Raw genomic sequence first — 16,722 nt, 5'->3', positions numbered from 1 at the left:
CGACATGCACAACTACACAAGGCTCCCGCTGAGTGCCATTGCCGCCGCGCTGATATTCAGCTCGGGTTTGCTGGCCAGCCCCTGGGATATCAGCAAGGATACACCGATTAATATTCAGGACCCCATCGTTAAACGCCAGGCCGAGCTGGGGGGCGACCGCACCCCGGCTAATCCTGCACCAGAAAGTTATGGGATGCAGGCCGATGGCAGCTTTGTACACCCCAAAGCCACACCGGAATCCCATGATGCCTTTCCTTTTAAAGGGCAACTGGATTACTGGGATCCCAACAGTTACATCAAGAATATGAAGGTGGAAGCTTACTACCCTATTACGGTAGAGCCTTTTCACACCTGGCAGAATATTGTCGATTTCGAGGGCCGTCGTTACCTGTATCAGTATGTGCGCCGCGATCTGAAGATTTTCGACATCACCAACCCCAAAAAAGTCGAACTGTTACTGACCCGGGGCCATACCTGGGGCGCCAACGGCCCGGACGCTGAAGCGCAAAATCCCTATCCTGAAGACGATATGATGGGCGCCGCCAGCATCCAGTGGAGCAAAAAGCTGGGTAAGTATGTGATGGTGCAGTCCTTTGAAATTCGTCGCTTCGGTTTGCTGCGCGATAAATACCGCCAGCCGGACAAAGTCGAGGCCATTCGCCACGCCAATCATCTCAAAGGCTTTAAGGTCTATGAAATGAACGGGCCATTGCCCAAAGACTGGAAACTGATTGCCCAGCGCAGCACCGACATCCTGCATCCGGATGCCCCCATCGGCCAGCAGCAAGGCTCAGGTGTGCGGGATATTCCGGCCTATTTTGGTGACGATATTATGTTTGTGTCAGCTGCGCCGGATAAGCGCTGGGGCCTGACCGAATATCCCAATGACCTGTACAGTTCAGGTTATCAGGCCTGGGATATGTCTGACCCAACCAACCCCAGATTCCTGGATATGCTGGGTCTGCCCGGCCAAATCGTCGGCGACCCCGAACACGAAGCGGTATTTAAAGCCGATCCCCGTGCCGGCAACCGTACCTCCTGGATGGGCTCTCGTATGCCGTTGTTTATTCCCAAACCGGCTTCCCAGGGCGGCAAATATGGTTATGGTGCCATGGGCGGGTTAGGTTTTGTGGTGGTGGATATCAGCGATCCGTCCAATATGAAAGTGGTCAGCAACCTTAAGTTCCCGGCCAATATCGCTGGCACCGAAGGAGACTATGTGGATGTTTCTCAGGTAGAGGAAACCGGTCTGGTGTATTTCAGTGGCTACCCACTCAACGAAGACTGTTATGAGCCCTATAAAGATATCCATATCATTGATGTCTCTGACCCGGCTAATCCCAAAGTGAAAGGCGTGATGCCTCGCCCCAAGCCGCCAGCCGAGGCAGCCTTCACCGACTTTTGTCAGCGTCGTGGCAGCTTTGGCCCGAAGCGCACAGGTGCTTACCATCAGCCAGGAAGTCACAAAGCCGGTATCTTGCCGTTTAACTTCTACAACGCAGGGTTACAGGTGTTTGACGTAAGCAACCCGGACAAACCGGAAATTGCCGCTTACTTTGTTCCCCCCTTTAAGGAAGATCAGGTCGCCAGCTATGCCATGGGCAACTTGTCCCACGCCGTGTATGTGGAATACGACCGCAACCTGTTCTGGCTGTTTACCAACCATGGCTTCTATGCCCTGTCCAGCCCACTTTTGGGTGAACCCAGCTTTGCCCCACCGAAGCAGGCCTGGCCGCCTAAGGGTAATTAATCTTAAGGGAGCCGCTGGGCTCCCTTTTTTTTAAGTAGACAAAAAATTGTATTTTGTTGTTAGAGCCTCGCAGTGGGTCGGACTTGAGTCCGACGGTGGCAGCCTGTCAGAGTAGGGATTAGCAACGTTAGCCCAGCAAAGGAACGAACCCGGGCAGATTGCCAAACTCACTAAAAAGTGGTGCGATGCGCAGCACAAAATCTCACCAATAAAAATATTATCAATTTAAAACAATAAGTTAACTTACTGGCCAGGTTTTTGCTGCTAGTCGTTATTTCTGCAAATACGGATAACCAAAATGAAAAAACACACCCTCGCTCTGCTTGTACCCCTGTTCAGTGTCAGCTTACTGTCTGGCTGTATTATTCATGTCGGCGGCGATGCCGATGAACATGGTAATGCCAGCACGGTATTTGGTGGCATCGATATTGGCAATGATCGTCAGGTAGGCGACTTAAGCACCGTCAATGGCGGTATCGATATTGGTCATCGCAGCCAGGCCGGTGATGTAACCACCGTTAACGGGGGGATAGAGCTTGGCGACAATGTGGTGATTGAAGAAGCGGAAACGGTGAATGGCAGCATCACTGCCGGTCATAACCTGCAGGCCCATGACGATTTACAAACGGTAAATGGCCGCATTGAGCTGCAAAAAGGCGCTCGGGTGGGCGGCGACATCAGTACCGTGAATGGCGATATTCTGTTACTTGACGCTGAAGTGGGCAAGGACCTGCAAACCTTAAACGGCGATATTAAGTTACGTGGCGACACCTATATTAAAGGTGATGTGGTGTTTGAACGCCGTCGTGACCAGGGCTGGGACTGGAACAGTGACGAAGAACCCACCCTGCTGGTGGAAAAAGCGGTACGCATTGACGGTCGTATTATTCTGGAAAAACCGGTACGCCTGAAGCTGGAAAACCCTGAAATGCAAGACAAAGTCGAGCGCCGCTACAACGATAAATAGGCAAAAAAGGCGGGCCAGGCCCGCCAAGCAGACAACAACAGCCAGGATCAGAACTGTTGTTTAATATTCAAATACAACATTTGCCCGCGTGGATCATGCACTGTGGCGTCATACCCCAGTGAATTGCGCACCGTAGGCGCGGCGCGGTCAAACAAATTAAGGGCGCCCAGCGTTAAGCGCGGGCCCTGATCCTGGTCAAACAGCGGGTCCATCTGGTAGCTGTATTGCAGATCTACCTTGGTCCAGCTGGCCACTTTGGCGTTGTCTTCGTTGTCATTCTGGTAGTCGCCGATATGACGAAGATACAAATTGCCACTGTGCTTGCCGTGACTCCACAGCAAGCCCAGATTGGCGCGCAGTTCCACGGTAGACACACCAAAGTTCTCATCATTTACATTGCCCAGGCCATCAATAGGGCCAAGTAGCGGGTCATCCAAATCGTAGCTAAGCAGATAAGTGCCATCTAATACCGGGCGCAGATTGCCCCAGTCGCCAAGATCCACGTCGGTAAACAGGCTGAAGTCCACACCATCGGTTTTTACCGACCCGGCATTGCGGTAGTAGGTGGTGATCTTCACTGCTTCACCGCCCGGACCGCGTTCTATCTGGCTATTGGTGGGGTCCACCGCCAGCAGTGCCGCTGCGGATTCGGGAGTGATAAAGTTTTTGTAGTCAAAGCGCCAGTAATCCAGATTCAGGGTCAGATTGTCGGCCAAGGTCCAGCTCAGCCCTAAGTTCACCGCCTCAGATTCTTGCGGCTTCAGCGGACGGTCCGGGTCACCGGTCAGCAGGGAAATAAAGCTTACCTCGTTGCCGCCGGCCAACGGGTCATTAGCGGTCTGCGGGGTAATAAACTGTGAGTCGTTCTGAAACACGGTGGCCACCCTGAACGAGGTGCCATAGCTGGCCCGCAGACTGAAATCCTGGCTGGGGGCCCATAGCAGCGCGACTTTCGGATCCGTGGTACTGGCAATGTCAAAATTCTCATAGCGCAGTGCGGTTTGCATGGTTAGATCATAAGTCAGGGGAACAGAGAACTCGGCAAATACCGCCCACACTTTCTGTTCACCGCTGAAGTCTTCGCCGCCGCCGAAAAAGTTAAACACCAGATCGTTAGACAGCTCATTAAAGTCGTATGTCAGTTTGTCGGTGCGGTGTTGTACACCAAAGGCGGCTCCCACCGCACCGGCCGACAGTTCAAACAAATCACCGGTCACATGGGCATCAAATACCGTCTGGCTGGATTCAGCCTGATAGCCGAATTCGCCGAAGATAAAGTCATACATTTCTGCGCTATTTTTATCCTGACTGCTGGACAACCAATAATAGAAGGCATCGCCATTGGGGCCGCCCTGGCCATTAAGCGCCGCCTGCAGATTATCGGTTATCACGTCCTTGCGGGCATTTTCGGCCTCATTCACGCTTTTACTCCAGGTGGCTTTCCAGCTCCAGTAGTTGACCAGATCGCCTTTGATACCTAACTGGTAGCGCCAGCTTTGATAGAGTTTGTCATCCACATTGGGCTCAGAGCCGGCGCCAAGCGGGCGAATAAACAGCACGCCACTGTTCGACGCGCTGCCGGGGAAGGGGTTTGTGCCACCCACCTCAATGGCATCCGGGTGAAAGGCCGGAACCCGCACTTCATCCAGCTGTGGCTGACTGGGTACCGAATTTATGGTGGTTTTATTGCGGGCCACCACCACTTCACTGAATATCTGTGTGTTGTCTGTCAGGTCAAAGCTGGCCTGTGCCATGGCCTGGGTTTGTTCGGCAGCAGCAATAATGTCGCCGTAGTAGCCATAGTTCAGCTCACAGGCCCCGTCGCTGGGCACGGCACCGTCTGGTTTACGGCGCACCAGACCTGGGTATTTTGCAAAGGCACTGCCGTCCAGGCAACTGGGGTCAATTAACTTAATCGGCGGTCCGGGCGGGCCATCAAACGCAATCACCTTGCCGGGAAAACCATAGCCACTCCAGGAGTCCTGGTTGTCGGCATAGTCGTCGCGTCGCGCAGCATTGGGCACGTTGCTGCGGGTCAGATAGTTTACCGCCAGCATCACATTGCTGCGCTCACCGGCCGCGCCCACAATGGCACCCAGACTCACTTCATCTGAACCGTATTTGTTGTGTTGGTAATTGGCATCCAGCTCAAAGCCTTCAAAGCTGGAACGGGTAATAAAGTTCACCACCCCGGCTACCGCGTCTGAGCCATACAAAGACGATGCACCGTCTTTAAGTATTTCCACCCGCTCCACCGCAATGGCAGGGACCAGGGTACTCAGGTCGACAAACTGGTCGCCTGCTTCGGTGACCGCCGGTGATAAGGTGTGGCGCTGGCCATTTAACAGCACCAGGGTGGAAGTGACGCCTAAGCCACGCAGATTAATGTTAGTGGTACCCGCCGAGCGGGCCTGTTCGAAACTGTCGGAGTATACCTGTGCCCCGGTGTTCACCGTCAGGGTGTTGACCAGATCCGATACGCTGGTGGCACCGATATTGGTTAAATCCTCCTCGCCAATAATGGCAATGGGGGAAGCGCTGTTACCTTGTTCCCTGCCTTTGATAAAAGACCCTGTGACGACAATTTGTTCGACTTTCCTGTCCTGTGCAACTGGTGCGTCCTGTGCCATCAGGCCTTGGCTGGTCAGCCCTGACAGCAGGCAACCGGTGCAGAAGCCTATGTTGGTGGTGTGTCGTGTCATTCCCGTCTCCTCGTTCTCGTTGCAGTGTGGTTGTTTGAGACTGTTTGTTTTGTGTTCACCTTTTTTACATATAATTCAATGTTAATTATTTGTATATATTTTTGATCAAAATAAATACATTAATATTTGAATGTATACAATGCGTCTTGTTATCTACAACCAGTTCAACAAGGGGAAGCTTATGCTTGCGCTCTATCACGAGTGGGATTCACTGATGTCGTTTAAGGTCCGGGCCTGCCTGGCAGAAAAACAGTTGGCATGGCAGAGCCGTCGGGTGTCGCTCAGAGACTTTGAACATCTGCGCCCGGCCTATCTCGTGTTAAATCCTGCCGGTGTGGTACCCACACTGGTGCATAACCAACAGGTTATTTGCGAGTCCAGCCATATCAACGAGTACCTTGATCAGGCCTTTCAACCCAGTCTGGTACCAGAGCGGGCAGAGCTGAGAGACAGTATGCGTAGCTGGTGTGGTTACTTTGATGAGGTGATTCACCCAACATTGCGGGTGGCGTCATTCCAACTGATGATCAGGCAGCGCTTTATGTGCATGAGTCAGCAGGATGTGCAGGCGCTGATTCGCCACCATCCACAACCGGCCAGGGCACAGGCGTTTCAGAACCTGGTGGACACGCCGGTGGACTATCAGGCGGTGCTGACCAGCATCGAAAAGCTGTATGAAGTCGCGACCTTAATGGAGCAAAGATTGCAGCAAACCTTATGGCTGGCGGGTAACGGCTTTTCTTTGGCGGATATCGCCAGTATGGCGCTGCTGGACAGAATCGACAGACTGGGGTTTGACTTTATCTGGCGTAACAAGCCAGCACTGGCCGGGTGGATTGAGCGGGTCAGGGCGCGCCCGGCATTCAGCCAGGCGGCCTGTCTGGCGCAGTTCCGTATGCCAGCGCCGCGCGCCGAAGACCTGGCTAAACTGGGTAGCCTGCTGGCGCAACAGGGGCTTTAGTCCAGCGGCCTGTTCTGTTGCTGTAGCAGGCCGCCGTTGGCAAGCCCTGTCAGAGCAACTGGCAGGCCTCGTCAAAGTCCAGACGCGGCAAGCGCTGGAAAAGCTTGCTGCTGTCGCCATAGCCCAGACTACAAAGAAAGTTGCTGCGAATGCTGGTGCCGGCAAAAAATGCCTGGTCGCAGGCCTGATTATTGAAGCCGGACATCGGGCCAACGTCCAGTCCCAGCGCGCGGGCAGCAATCATCAGGTAGGCGCCCTGCAAGGTGGCGTTTCTGAATGCGGTGGTTTCGGCGACCTTGGGGTTATCTGCCAGCATTTGCCTGGCCCCGGGATTGTGGGCAAACAACTTATCCATCTTCTGATAGAACGCCAGATCCTGGCCAATTATCACCGTGACCGGCGCGCTCAGCACTTTGTCCACATTCAGCGGGGCCAGGCAACCTCTGAGTTTTTCTTTGCCAGCCTTGGTCTGCACAAACACAAAACGGGCCGGGCAACTGTTCATACTGGTGGAACCCATTTTCACAATCTCATACAGCTGTCGCAGGGTTGGCTCGGCAACGGCTTTGTCCAGCCAGCCATTGTGGCTGCGTGCCTGACACAAAATCTGGTCCAGCGCCTTCTGGCTGAGGGGCTCAAACTCTGCACGTAACTTGTCTGCAGCGGCCTGGGCCTGCTGAATGGCTTGTTTTTGTGCGGGGCTGAAAGAAGCAGAATTCATAGGTTGTCCTTTGGCTTGATGAAAAAAATCACTAGATCTGAGTGCAATCTAGATTTAATGTATACAATAACTATATTAAAGTATACTAAGTTGAATTTGGAGATCTGATGCTATGGAGATAATTGACGCTTTACTGCCACTGGCCGCCATGATGCTGGCCACAGGTGTGGTTGCCGGACTGCTGGCCGGTTTGCTGGGTGTGGGCGGCGGTATTGTTATTGTGCCAGTGTTGGATACAGCACTGGGGATATACGGCATCGACCCGGCCATTCGTATGCATGTGGCCGTCGCCACGTCGTTGACCTGCATTATTTTCACTTCTGTTTCGTCCACCCGTGCTCACCATGCCAAAGGGGCGGTGGATCTGGCTTTGGCCAAGGTCTGGGGGCCGGGAGTGCTAATGGGGTCGCTGCTGGGGGCAGTGGGCGCGGCCTATGTGGACAGCCAGGTATTGGCTGCGCTGTTTGGGGTGGTGGCGCTTATCGTGGCGCTGAAAATGCTGCTTCCTCTGGATGGCCTGACCCTTAGTCGCGATGTACCCAGAGGACTGGCTGCGCCGTTACCGCCGCTGGCCATCGGCGGTTTGTCCAGCATGATGGGCATAGGTGGCGGAACGCTTAGTGTGCCGGTGTTAACTCTGATGAGTCAGCCCATTCACCGGGCTGTGGGTACGGCTGCGCTGTTTGGCTTGCTGATCAGCTTGCCGGGCGCGGTGGGCTTTGCCATTTCCGGCTGGGGCGACAGCCGGCTGCCGCCCGCCAGCCTCGGTTATATCAATTTAATCGGCGTGGCTTTGATTGCGCCGGTCACTGTAATGGTAGCGCCCTTTGGGGCCAGGCTCGCGCATAGGTTGGCCAAACGCCATTTAAGCATGTTGTTTGGTTTTTTCCTGTTACTGGTGGCGGGTCGCATGCTGTATCGCACCCTGTTGGCCTGACCCAGCCATAACCAAAAGGCCTAGGTGTGCTGGTGTAGATATAAGTTTTTATATATAGCTGGCGGCAATTTAATTAGTCGAAATTCACTGCTAAGCGCAGCAAAGTGAGCGCAACAAGTTTCATCGCCCTCCTGTGACGGGCCAGAATAAGAGAACAGAACATGACAACATTTGCATTAGCTACATACCAACAACAAGGGGCAGAGCGCGCAGCGCTGCAGATTCGCGGTCAATTTTTCGACCTGGCCGCCTGTTTCGACGCCGTGCACCCGGGTCAGCAGAGCAAACCGCTGTGGTTGCAAAATACCACCGAAGCCATTCGCCATTGGCAGCAAACCCGCACAGAGTTGCAGGATCTGGCCGAGCAGGTAGATAGCCTGGCCGAGCAAGGCAAACTGGCAGCACTGGCCGACGATATTCAGCTGTTGGCGCCGTTTCGTCCCACCACCATTTTTGGTACGGCGTCTAACTATCACGAGCATGCCGCCGAGATGAACACCATTCTTGCTGCCAAGCCGGACAGTTCGCCCTATGTGTTTATGAAGGCCACCACCTCGGTGACCGGTACGCACAGTGATGTGATTCTGCCACCGGAAACCCAGCAACTGGACTGGGAAGTGGAACTGGGTGTGGTGATAGGTAAAACCGCCCGCCGGGTAAAGGCCGCCGACGCGCTGGACTATATTGCCGGTTATACCGTGGTGAATGATATTTCTGCCCGCGATCTGAATCGTCGCAGCGACTACCCCTTTAAGCACGACTGGTTTCGTGGCAAAAGCTGGGACACCTTCTGCCCCATGGGGCCGGTGTTTGTGCCTAAGCAGGCTATTGCCGACCCACATCAGGTCAAGCTGTCGCTGTTTTTGAACGGTAAGCAAATGCAGGACGGCAATACCAGCGAGCTGATCTGGAACGTATTTGAACAGATTGAATACCTGTCCGGCATTTTAACCCTGCGCCCCGGCGACTTGATTATGACCGGCACCCCAGCCGGGGTGGGCAAGGGTATCGGTTTGTTTCTGAAGCCGGGCGACGTATTGGAAGCCAGCGCCGCGGGCGTGGGCAGCATTAAAAATACCGTCAGAGCCGAAGTGCTCTGACCCACAGGAGGGCAACATGTACCAACCCAAGCCAACCAAACTGGGCCATCTGGTGATCAAAGTGCAGGACATTCAACGCTCGGTGCAGTTTTATCAGGACGTGGTCGGCCTGACCGTATCGGACTGGATAGACGACCGTATGGTGTTTCTGCGTGCCGGGCAGGACCATCATGATCTGGCCTTACTGCAGTTGCCTGCCGACCAGATTGATAGGCAGGATCCGGCCCAGTCCCGTGTTGAGCACTTCTCTTATCATGTTGAAAGTATTGAAGAAATTAAAGAAATCACACAGATGCTGCTAGACCGGGGCATCGAAATTGACCGTGGTATAGGTCGCCATGGCCCCGGCGACAATACCTTTATCGTGTTTAAGGACCCGGACGGCAACAACGTGGAGTTTTATTCCGACATGCTGCAAATCTCAGAGCAGGCGCCTTATACCGCATCGGTGTGGCCCGGCTCAGAAATGGGCACCTTTGACCAGTGGAGCCTGGAAAATTTTGTGGTTGAGCCGCCTGCGCGGATCAAGGCCATTATCAACAAAGACCAATAAAGGAGACGCACCATGCCCTTTATTCAGATTGCACAAGACAACTTTTATTACGAAGTCCATGGTCAGGGCGAGCCTGTGGTGCTGGCCCATGGCTTGGGCGGCAACCATGCCAGTTGGTACAAGCAGGTGGCGGTATTGGCCAAAGCCTATCAGGTAATCACCTTTGATCACCGTGGCTTTGGCAATTCCAGCGATAAGGCTGGCCTGGGGCGTAGCGGCTTTGTCAGCGATTTGCTGGCCTTGCTTGACCATCTGCAACTGCACAAAGTTGCCCTGGTTGGCCAGTCCATGGGCGGCGGCACCGCCATTCAGTTCGCCAGCCAGTATCCCGAGCGGGTCGCGGGGCTGGTGATAGCCGACTCCCTGCATGCTTTACAGGAAAGCCCCGAGGTCGCTGCCATTATGGACAAAGCCCGCGCCGACACCGCCGAGCTGGACCAGTTGCAACGGGTACTGGGCAATGCATTTCGCCAGGCCAACCCCGAGCAAAGCTTGTTATACCGGCAATTCAACAGTTTTAACCGCACCGATCGCAGTAACCTGGGCGGCGCCTATGCCCCTACCAAGGTGGATCCGGCTGCCCTGGGCAAGCTGGGTTTTGCCGTGATGTTTCTGGCCGGGCAGGACGATATTTTGTTCCCCATTGAGGCCATTCGTCTGGTGCAGGAGCAGGTGGAAGGTTCCTTTCTGGTGGAATTTGACGCCTGCGGCCACTCGGCCTTTTTTGAAAAGCCGGTGGAATTTAACGACAGCCTGCTGAGCTTTCTGCAGATGGCCGGGCTTGCGCCCAGTGCCGCTGCGCATAGCAATAGCGCGGGCTACATTCATGCATAATCACTATTAACGGGTACCCTATTATGACTAATAAAACCGTAGCTCAACAGGTCGTCGATGCGCTCAAGGAGCTGGGCGTCAAACATGTCTTCGGCGTACCCAGCGGGGGCTGGGTCGACTACATGGAAGCCCTGCGCTCCACAGACGGCATTGAATTTGTGCTGGCCACCCATGAGGGTGGTGCCGCCTTTATGGCCGATGTTTGTGGCCGTATTACCGGCGTACCTGGGGTGTGTTTCGGCACTTTCGGGCCGGGCGCGACTAACCTGGCCACCGGCGTGGGCAGTGCCTATCTGGACCGCTCGCCAATGATTGCCCTGACCGACGAAATGCCTGCCGCCAAACGCGGCCGCATAGTGCAAATGGCCATTGATCATCAGGCGCTGTTTGCCCCCATCACCAAAAAAAACACCCGTCTGGAAGCTGAGCGGGTGCGCGAAATCATCTTTGATGCAGCCCATGTGGCCATGTCTGGTGTACCAGGGCCGGTGCATATTGGCCTGCCTGTGGGGATGAGTGCCCTGCCAGCGGTGGCAGAAAGTGCCAAGCCGATTCCGGTGAAAATTGCCGAGCCCGCTGCCCAGGTGCTGCTGGACAAAATGCGCGAATTGTTTGTGCAGGCCGACAAACCCGTGATTGCACTGGGCATGCGCGCCATCACCAGCGGCGTGCAGGAGCAGGTCATCGCCCTGGCCGAAAAATTCCAGGTGCCGGTGGTGTTAAACCCTATGGCCAAAGGCATGCTGGCCGAATCCCATCCATGTTATGCCGGGGTGCTGTTCCATGCCCTGAGTGATGTGGTGGGGCAAACCCATCAGCAGGCTGATTTGGTGGTCAGCATTGGCTACGACGAAGTGGAGTTTAACTACGAAGACTGGATCCCCAATGCGCCGCTGGTCAGCCTGGATATTGCTGCCACCGACCTGGACACCAGCAAATATACCCTGGCCTGTGACGTGCTGGGCAATATTAAGCATTCGGTGGAATATCTGCTGGCCAGTGACTGCAGCGCCAAGAACTGGGATCTGAATGCACTGGCCCAGCGTAAGGCCGAGATGTTTGCCCGTATGTCGCCAGCCAATGACGCCTTCGGCCCTTGTGCGGCGCTGGACATTTTGCGCGACAAGTTCCCGCAACACGGCATTATGACCTGCGATGTGGGCGCGCATATTCACCTGATTGGGCAAAAGTGGCCCACTCCTAAAGCCGGTTTGCAGATTATGACCAACGGTTGGTCGGCCATGGGCTTTGCTATTCCTTCGGCTATTGCCGCCAAGCTGTGTAAACCCGACACCCCGGTCTGTTCAGTGGTAGGTGACGGCGGCTTTTTAATGACCGCTGGTGAACTGGCGGTGGCCGTCAGGGAAAAGCTGAATATTGTTTATGTGCTGTTTACCGACAATGACCTGGCGCTGATCCGCATTAAGCAGGAGAAAAAGCACAACCCCATTTACGGCACACCGATTCGTGAACGTGGCACCATAGGTGGTGACAATATCTTTGGTGCGCCGGTGCTAAAAGCCTTTGATAAACAGGAATACGCCCAGGCGCTGGAAAAAGCCTTTGCCATGCAGGGGCCGGTGATTGTTGAGGCCATCTTAAATTCCCGAGAGTACGACGGTCTGGTACTGCGTAAGGACAAACCCTGATATGCAGGCCGCCATCAAGTACCCAAGTGCCGCGGCCAGTTTGCTGATCAACGGTCAGTGGCTGGCCAGTAGCGCCAGTATGCAGATCCATAATCCCTTTAATAACGAGGTGATTAGCGAAGTGTCCTGTGCTGACGACCGCCATGTGCTGCAGGCGGTGAAAAGTGCCAGACAGGCGTTTGAGAAACATCGCTTTGTGCCCAGTGCCGAGCGCACCGCCTGGTTAAAAGGCGCGGCTAATCTGGTGCAGCAGCGGCTGGAGGATTTTGCCCGTACTATCGCGCTGGAAACCGGCAAACCGATACAGGCCGCCCGTAAGGAAGTGCGCCGCTGCGTCAACACCCTGAATCTGTCGGCCGAGGAAGCCACCAGGCTGTGCGGCGAAACCCTGCGTTTCGACAGTTTTGCCGGTGGCGAACAGCGCATTGGTTATTACGAGCAGGTGCCGTTGGGGGTGATTGCCGCCATTACGCCCTTTAATGATCCGTTAAACCTGGCAGCCCATAAGCTGGGCCCGGCCCTGGCCGCTGGCAATGCGGTGGTGCTGAAACCGTCGCAGCAGGCGCCCTTGTCTGCATTAATGCTGGTGCAGGCCCTGCTCGAAAGCGGTCTGCCGCCAGGCCAGGTCAATGTGCTGACCGGCTATGCGCGGGAATTCGCCCAGGCCCTGGTGGGCCATAAAGATGTGGCGATGGTGACCTACACCGGCGGCGAAGCCTCGGCGGAAATCATTGCCAAAAACGCCGGGATTAAAAAGCTGGCCATGGAACTGGGGGCCAACAGCCCGGTGCTGGTGATGGACGACTGCAATCTGCAAAAGGCTGTGGAAGCCTGCGTGTCTGGCGCTTACTGGGCGGTAGGGCAAAACTGCATTGGAGTACAGCGCATTTATATTCAGCGTAGCCTGTACGGGGCCTTTAAACAGGCCTTTGTCGAACAAACCGCCAGGCTGAAAGTGGGTAGCCAGCTGTTGGATGACACCGATATTGGCCCCATGATCAACGAGCGCGAAGCCATCCGCATTGAGCAATGGGTTGAGCAGGCGTTGGCCAACGGCGCCAATTTGCTGGTGGGCGGCAAGCGCGATGGTGCCTGTTACTATCCTACCGCCCTGGATAACCTCAAAGACAGCGACCGGCTGGTGTGTCAGGAAGCCTTTGGCCCGGTGGTGAGCTTGTTTGCCTTTGATGATTTGGATCAGGCTCTGGCCCAGGCCAACAGTGCTGAGTTTTCTATTCATGGCGCGGTATTTACCAGTAATTTAAATACCGCCATGAAAGTCAGCCGCGAACTGGATGTGGCCGGTGTGATGGTTAACGATTCCACCGATTACCGCTTGGATGCTATGCCTTTTGGTGGGGCCAAGCGCGGCAGCCTGGGGCGCGAGGGGGTGAAATTCGCGGTACGGGAAATGAGCCAGACCAAAGTCATGTGCATGCAACTCGACCTTGATTAAAGGGAGTTTATTCACCGCCGAGACGCAGAGAATTGATGGGCCTAGATTAAAAGATCTCCTGCTTCTCTCTGTGACCTCCGCGGCTCTGCAGTGAAAGCCATTGTGCACCGCCGAGACGCAGAGAACGCAGAGAATTCATGGGCCTAGATTAAAAGATCTCCTGCTTCTCTCTGTGACCTCCGCGGCTCTGCAGTGAAAGCCATTGTGAACCGCGGAGGCGCAGAGAACGCAGAGATTTCAGGGGTAAGGATTGAAAGATCTCCTGCTTTTCTCTGTGACCTCTGCGGCTCTGCGGTGAAAAGTGATAAATATAATTCTGGCGTGTACACAATAAAATGTCTGTGTATATATCGCTTGAAACTTAAGGGATATCTTTTAAACTGGCCGCAGTTTGGCTGCGTTTGAAGCAATAGGAATGTCCACTCTGACTATCTCTGACAAAATTTATAACCAACTGTCTGCGCAAATTATCTCCGGCGAGATCAAACCCGGACAAAAGTTGGAAGAGCAGGAAATTGCCAATCAATTCGGCGTATCCCGCACCCCTATTCGCGAGGCCTTTCGCCTGCTGCATACCAGCGGCCTGGTGGAAAGCAAAGCCCATAAAGGGGTCACCGTGATTGAGCTGGATATTGATCAGCTCAGCGATATGTACGAAGCCCTGCAGGAACTGGAAGCCTTATGCGCACGCCTGAGTGCCGAGCGTATGACGGCCGTTGAACGCAAACAAATTCAGCGTATGCATCAGTTGTCGGAAGAAGCGGTACACAGCGAAGATGTTGAGCGTTTTGCCGAGCTTAATAACCAAATCCATACCGCCATTCACCAGGGCTCACGCAATAAAACCCTGCAGGAAACCATTGCCAAGCTGCGTAAGCGCCTGAGTTTGTATCGCCAGCCCTGGTTATTTGAAAAACGCAATCGCCTGGAAGCATCCTTCCGTGAACATGGTGAACTGGTTGAAGCCATTATCGCCGGCGACCGTGACAAAGCCTTCGACGCCATGCGCAACCATATTTCCAATACCAGCCTGGGCACTATCGATTATCTGATGAGCCAAAAGCCGCTGTGATCTAGCAACTGGCTGGTCCTTTCTTTTAACGGCAAAGGGCTGAATCTTTTTCCTGTGTGAAAACCCAAAAATAAGAGTGATTTATCTTTCAGGCTCCAACTCCGTCTTTATCTCTTCAAGGAAACGGCGTGCACTGCCTGAGAAGGCCTTTGGGTCTACATCAGGTTGAAATTCCATTTCAAATTCGTTATCCAAGGGCCCTGTTGCTGAGGACAAAAAATCAGCAATGTCGTTACTTAACTGCTTTTTCCTTTGCGTCGAGCACGACCGCATAAATGCACTCATAATCTCAGTGATTGAGTCTCCCTCCAGATCATAATCTTGGTGAAACCAACCAGAAATCAGTTCTTTCAAAGCAGTATAACGCTCAGATGTACTGTTCATTGGTGATAATCTTATGGTTTTGGGTAAGCTGTTAAAACAAAATATACTCTATTCTGTTGCTGGACCTTCCGAATTACAACGGCAACTTTCGTGAGCTTCTGCAACTGACCACTATTTCTGATAACCCCTTCGCCAACAACTCTTCCTGCGTCGTACATAAATCCTTTCGTCTGACCGACAGTTGCTGACTTAGCCCACTCCTTTATTAATGCTTTATTAGCGATCAAAGCTGCGGATACATAACGTTCTGCATCTCTTAATGATCTGAATGTCGTCGCGGCAGGTATCTTAGGCTGACTTAATAGTCGCGCTCTAAGTTGCGCTTCGGATAAACCAATATGGCGCGCAATTGTATGGCCACCGGCAACTTCTTCGGCTGTAAGGCTTATTAAGCCTCTCCTTACTGCAATTGCTCGGGCTAATCCAGCAAAGCCCGTAAGCAAAGGGACACCAATATCTACCGCTATTCCGATCTTTTTTGATACGTCCTCACTTGAACCTAAATAACTTGCAGTAGCTTCAACGGCCTGTGAAGTAAGTGTCGTGCGAGTTTTACCTGAAACAACTTGCATGAAGCCTGCCGAAGCAGTGTCCAGACCATGAAGACCCAAGGTTCCACCTGCAATTTTAGTTACAGTCGTCGGCTCTGGAACCAAGAAAAGGGCTGCACCTCCTAACAACTCAATGGCACCAGCAATCAGTGTAACGCCTCCCCAAAGTCTGTTTGAGAAATTATCAGATTCTTCAATGGTTTCTTCTTCTAATACTGCAGCCAATTGAATCGGTGTTAGAACAACCTCAACTCCCTCTTCCATTTCAATCTCCTTGTTAATATGGACTGTACAATTATATTCCGCTGCCTGTTGCAACTCGTTCAGATAGGCATTGATGAATGCGGCCATAAAATCCTGCTAATTTTCAGACCACAGTTATAGTGTATTGTGTTTTGTTTAAAACATGCACAAATCTGGAGATTCATGACTTACATCTCTGTGGTTTGTGAAATTGTGAGCCAGGGATTGCAATGAAAAGATTACTTTTATTGGCAGCTGTTGTAGTACTTATGGTGATATATGTCTTCAAGCCATTTCTTTACTCCCGCCAAGCAAGAATGTCTGCTAAGCCAGAAGTCATTACAGCAGTCTATCTAAATGTTACCGGGGCCCCACTATGTGCCAAGCTGTATAAGTTGGATAAATGGCATGGGGGGCGGCCTATCGCGAGTAAGGAACCTATATTTTTAGCGCTTCCTGCTTCTCTGCCGTCTCCCGAAGATGGTGGTCAAGCCTACGCAGATAACGTATTTGAGCTAACTGGTTTTAGTTATCAATTTGAAACTCAGAATAAACTGACAGGTCAGGTTGATATCTCAAGTTCACATAGGTTTGATCTGATTTCCTGGAAGGTATTACCGCCATATAAGCTGCGAAAGACTGATACAGCAGATCCAAATGATGACTACGAAGTGAGTGATGCCGCGCTCTCTTTTACTATGAAGGAAGACAACTACAGGATGGAGAACTTTATCAAAGTTAACTCTGTTGATTGTTTGAATTGATGGTGACCTGTTTCAATACTTTGATCTAATCGACTTACGGGCAGAAGTAGTTACCCACTTTTCTGCTTGTTAAGCGCC

At 53.1% G+C, this 16,722-nt stretch carries 15 protein-coding genes; 11 read left to right on the top strand and 4 right to left on the bottom strand.

Annotated features, from left to right (window positions below; all coding sequences use genetic code 11):
• Positions 1 to 4 precede the first annotated feature (4 nt).
• Positions 5 to 1,750: an LVIVD repeat-containing protein gene (locus CSR04_RS17925; protein ID WP_102797691.1), complete on the top strand. Its 1,746-nt coding sequence runs from the start codon at positions 5 to 7 to the stop codon at positions 1,748 to 1,750.
• Positions 1,751 to 2,048: 298 nt separating this feature from the next.
• The gene (locus tag CSR04_RS17920; RefSeq protein ID WP_102797690.1) at positions 2,049 to 2,717 is read left to right on the top strand and encodes a DUF4097 family beta strand repeat-containing protein; all 669 of its coding nucleotides are present in this window, start codon (positions 2,049 to 2,051) and stop codon (positions 2,715 to 2,717) included.
• Between the two features lie 47 nt (positions 2,718 to 2,764).
• On the opposite strand, the gene CSR04_RS17915 is transcribed toward CSR04_RS17920, so the two are convergent.
• The gene (locus tag CSR04_RS17915; protein ID WP_102797689.1) at positions 2,765 to 5,419 is read right to left on the bottom strand and encodes a TonB-dependent receptor; all 2,655 of its coding nucleotides are present in this window, start codon (positions 5,417 to 5,419) and stop codon (positions 2,765 to 2,767) included.
• Positions 5,420 to 5,600: 181 nt separating this feature from the next.
• Between CSR04_RS17915 and CSR04_RS17910 the strand changes: the two genes are divergently transcribed.
• On the top strand, positions 5,601 to 6,380 hold the full coding sequence (locus CSR04_RS17910; protein WP_172449407.1) for a glutathione S-transferase family protein: 780 nt from the start codon (positions 5,601 to 5,603) through the stop codon (positions 6,378 to 6,380).
• Between the two features lie 49 nt (positions 6,381 to 6,429).
• Here the strand turns inward: CSR04_RS17910 and CSR04_RS17905 are convergent, their stop codons facing one another.
• Positions 6,430 to 7,101 (bottom strand): malonic semialdehyde reductase, encoded by a 672-nt coding sequence (locus CSR04_RS17905; RefSeq protein WP_102797687.1) that lies wholly within the window; start codon positions 7,099 to 7,101, stop codon positions 6,430 to 6,432.
• Between the two features lie 112 nt (positions 7,102 to 7,213).
• Between CSR04_RS17905 and CSR04_RS17900 the strand changes: the two genes are divergently transcribed.
• The 7 genes from CSR04_RS17900 (at position 7,214) to CSR04_RS17870 (ending at position 14,702) form a co-directional block, all read left to right on the top strand.
• A complete protein-coding gene (locus CSR04_RS17900) occupies positions 7,214 to 8,038 on the top strand; it encodes a sulfite exporter TauE/SafE family protein (protein ID WP_102797686.1) in 825 nt (274 codons plus the stop codon).
• A 161-nt stretch (positions 8,039 to 8,199) separates the two neighbouring features.
• Complete coding sequence (locus CSR04_RS17895; protein WP_102797685.1) at positions 8,200 to 9,138, top strand: fumarylacetoacetate hydrolase family protein; 939 nt, start codon at positions 8,200 to 8,202, stop codon at positions 9,136 to 9,138.
• A 16-nt stretch (positions 9,139 to 9,154) separates the two neighbouring features.
• Positions 9,155 to 9,691, top strand: a complete 537-nt coding sequence (locus CSR04_RS17890; RefSeq protein WP_102797684.1) for a VOC family protein — start codon at positions 9,155 to 9,157, stop codon at positions 9,689 to 9,691.
• A gap of 12 nt (positions 9,692 to 9,703) precedes the next feature.
• Positions 9,704 to 10,525, top strand: coding sequence for an alpha/beta fold hydrolase (locus CSR04_RS17885; RefSeq protein WP_102797683.1), 822 nt, complete (start codon positions 9,704 to 9,706; stop codon positions 10,523 to 10,525).
• A gap of 23 nt (positions 10,526 to 10,548) precedes the next feature.
• Positions 10,549 to 12,174 carry a thiamine pyrophosphate-binding protein gene (locus tag CSR04_RS17880; protein WP_102797682.1) on the top strand — a complete coding sequence of 542 codons (1,626 nt, stop codon included), beginning with the start codon at positions 10,549 to 10,551 and terminating at the stop codon, positions 12,172 to 12,174.
• A gap of 1 nt (position 12,175) precedes the next feature.
• The gene (locus CSR04_RS17875) at positions 12,176 to 13,630 is read left to right on the top strand and encodes an aldehyde dehydrogenase family protein (RefSeq protein WP_102797681.1); all 1,455 of its coding nucleotides are present in this window, start codon (positions 12,176 to 12,178) and stop codon (positions 13,628 to 13,630) included.
• Positions 13,631 to 14,045: 415 nt separating this feature from the next.
• Positions 14,046 to 14,702, top strand: coding sequence for a GntR family transcriptional regulator (locus CSR04_RS17870; protein ID WP_102797680.1), 657 nt, complete (start codon positions 14,046 to 14,048; stop codon positions 14,700 to 14,702).
• An 81-nt stretch (positions 14,703 to 14,783) separates the two neighbouring features.
• Here the strand turns inward: CSR04_RS17870 and CSR04_RS17865 are convergent, their stop codons facing one another.
• Both CSR04_RS17865 and CSR04_RS17860 read right to left on the bottom strand, forming a co-directional pair.
• On the bottom strand, positions 14,784 to 15,086 hold the full coding sequence (locus CSR04_RS17865) for a contact-dependent growth inhibition system immunity protein (RefSeq protein WP_102797679.1): 303 nt from the start codon (positions 15,084 to 15,086) through the stop codon (positions 14,784 to 14,786).
• An 11-nt stretch (positions 15,087 to 15,097) separates the two neighbouring features.
• Positions 15,098 to 15,988 (bottom strand): RNase A-like domain-containing protein, encoded by an 891-nt coding sequence (locus tag CSR04_RS17860; protein WP_102797678.1) that lies wholly within the window; start codon positions 15,986 to 15,988, stop codon positions 15,098 to 15,100.
• 122 nt (positions 15,989 to 16,110) lie between these two features.
• On the opposite strand from CSR04_RS17860, the gene CSR04_RS17855 reads away from it, so the two are divergent.
• Positions 16,111 to 16,644 carry a hypothetical protein gene (locus CSR04_RS17855; RefSeq protein WP_102797677.1) on the top strand — a complete coding sequence of 178 codons (534 nt, stop codon included), beginning with the start codon at positions 16,111 to 16,113 and terminating at the stop codon, positions 16,642 to 16,644.
• The last annotated feature ends 78 nt before the right edge of the window (positions 16,645 to 16,722 follow it).

It is taken from the genome of Bowmanella denitrificans, from assembly GCF_002887595.1.
Lineage (GTDB): Bacteria > Pseudomonadota > Gammaproteobacteria > Enterobacterales > Alteromonadaceae > Bowmanella > Bowmanella denitrificans.
Note: the sequence above shows the minus strand (reverse complement) of the source record. Positions and strands in the feature narration are given on the sequence as shown.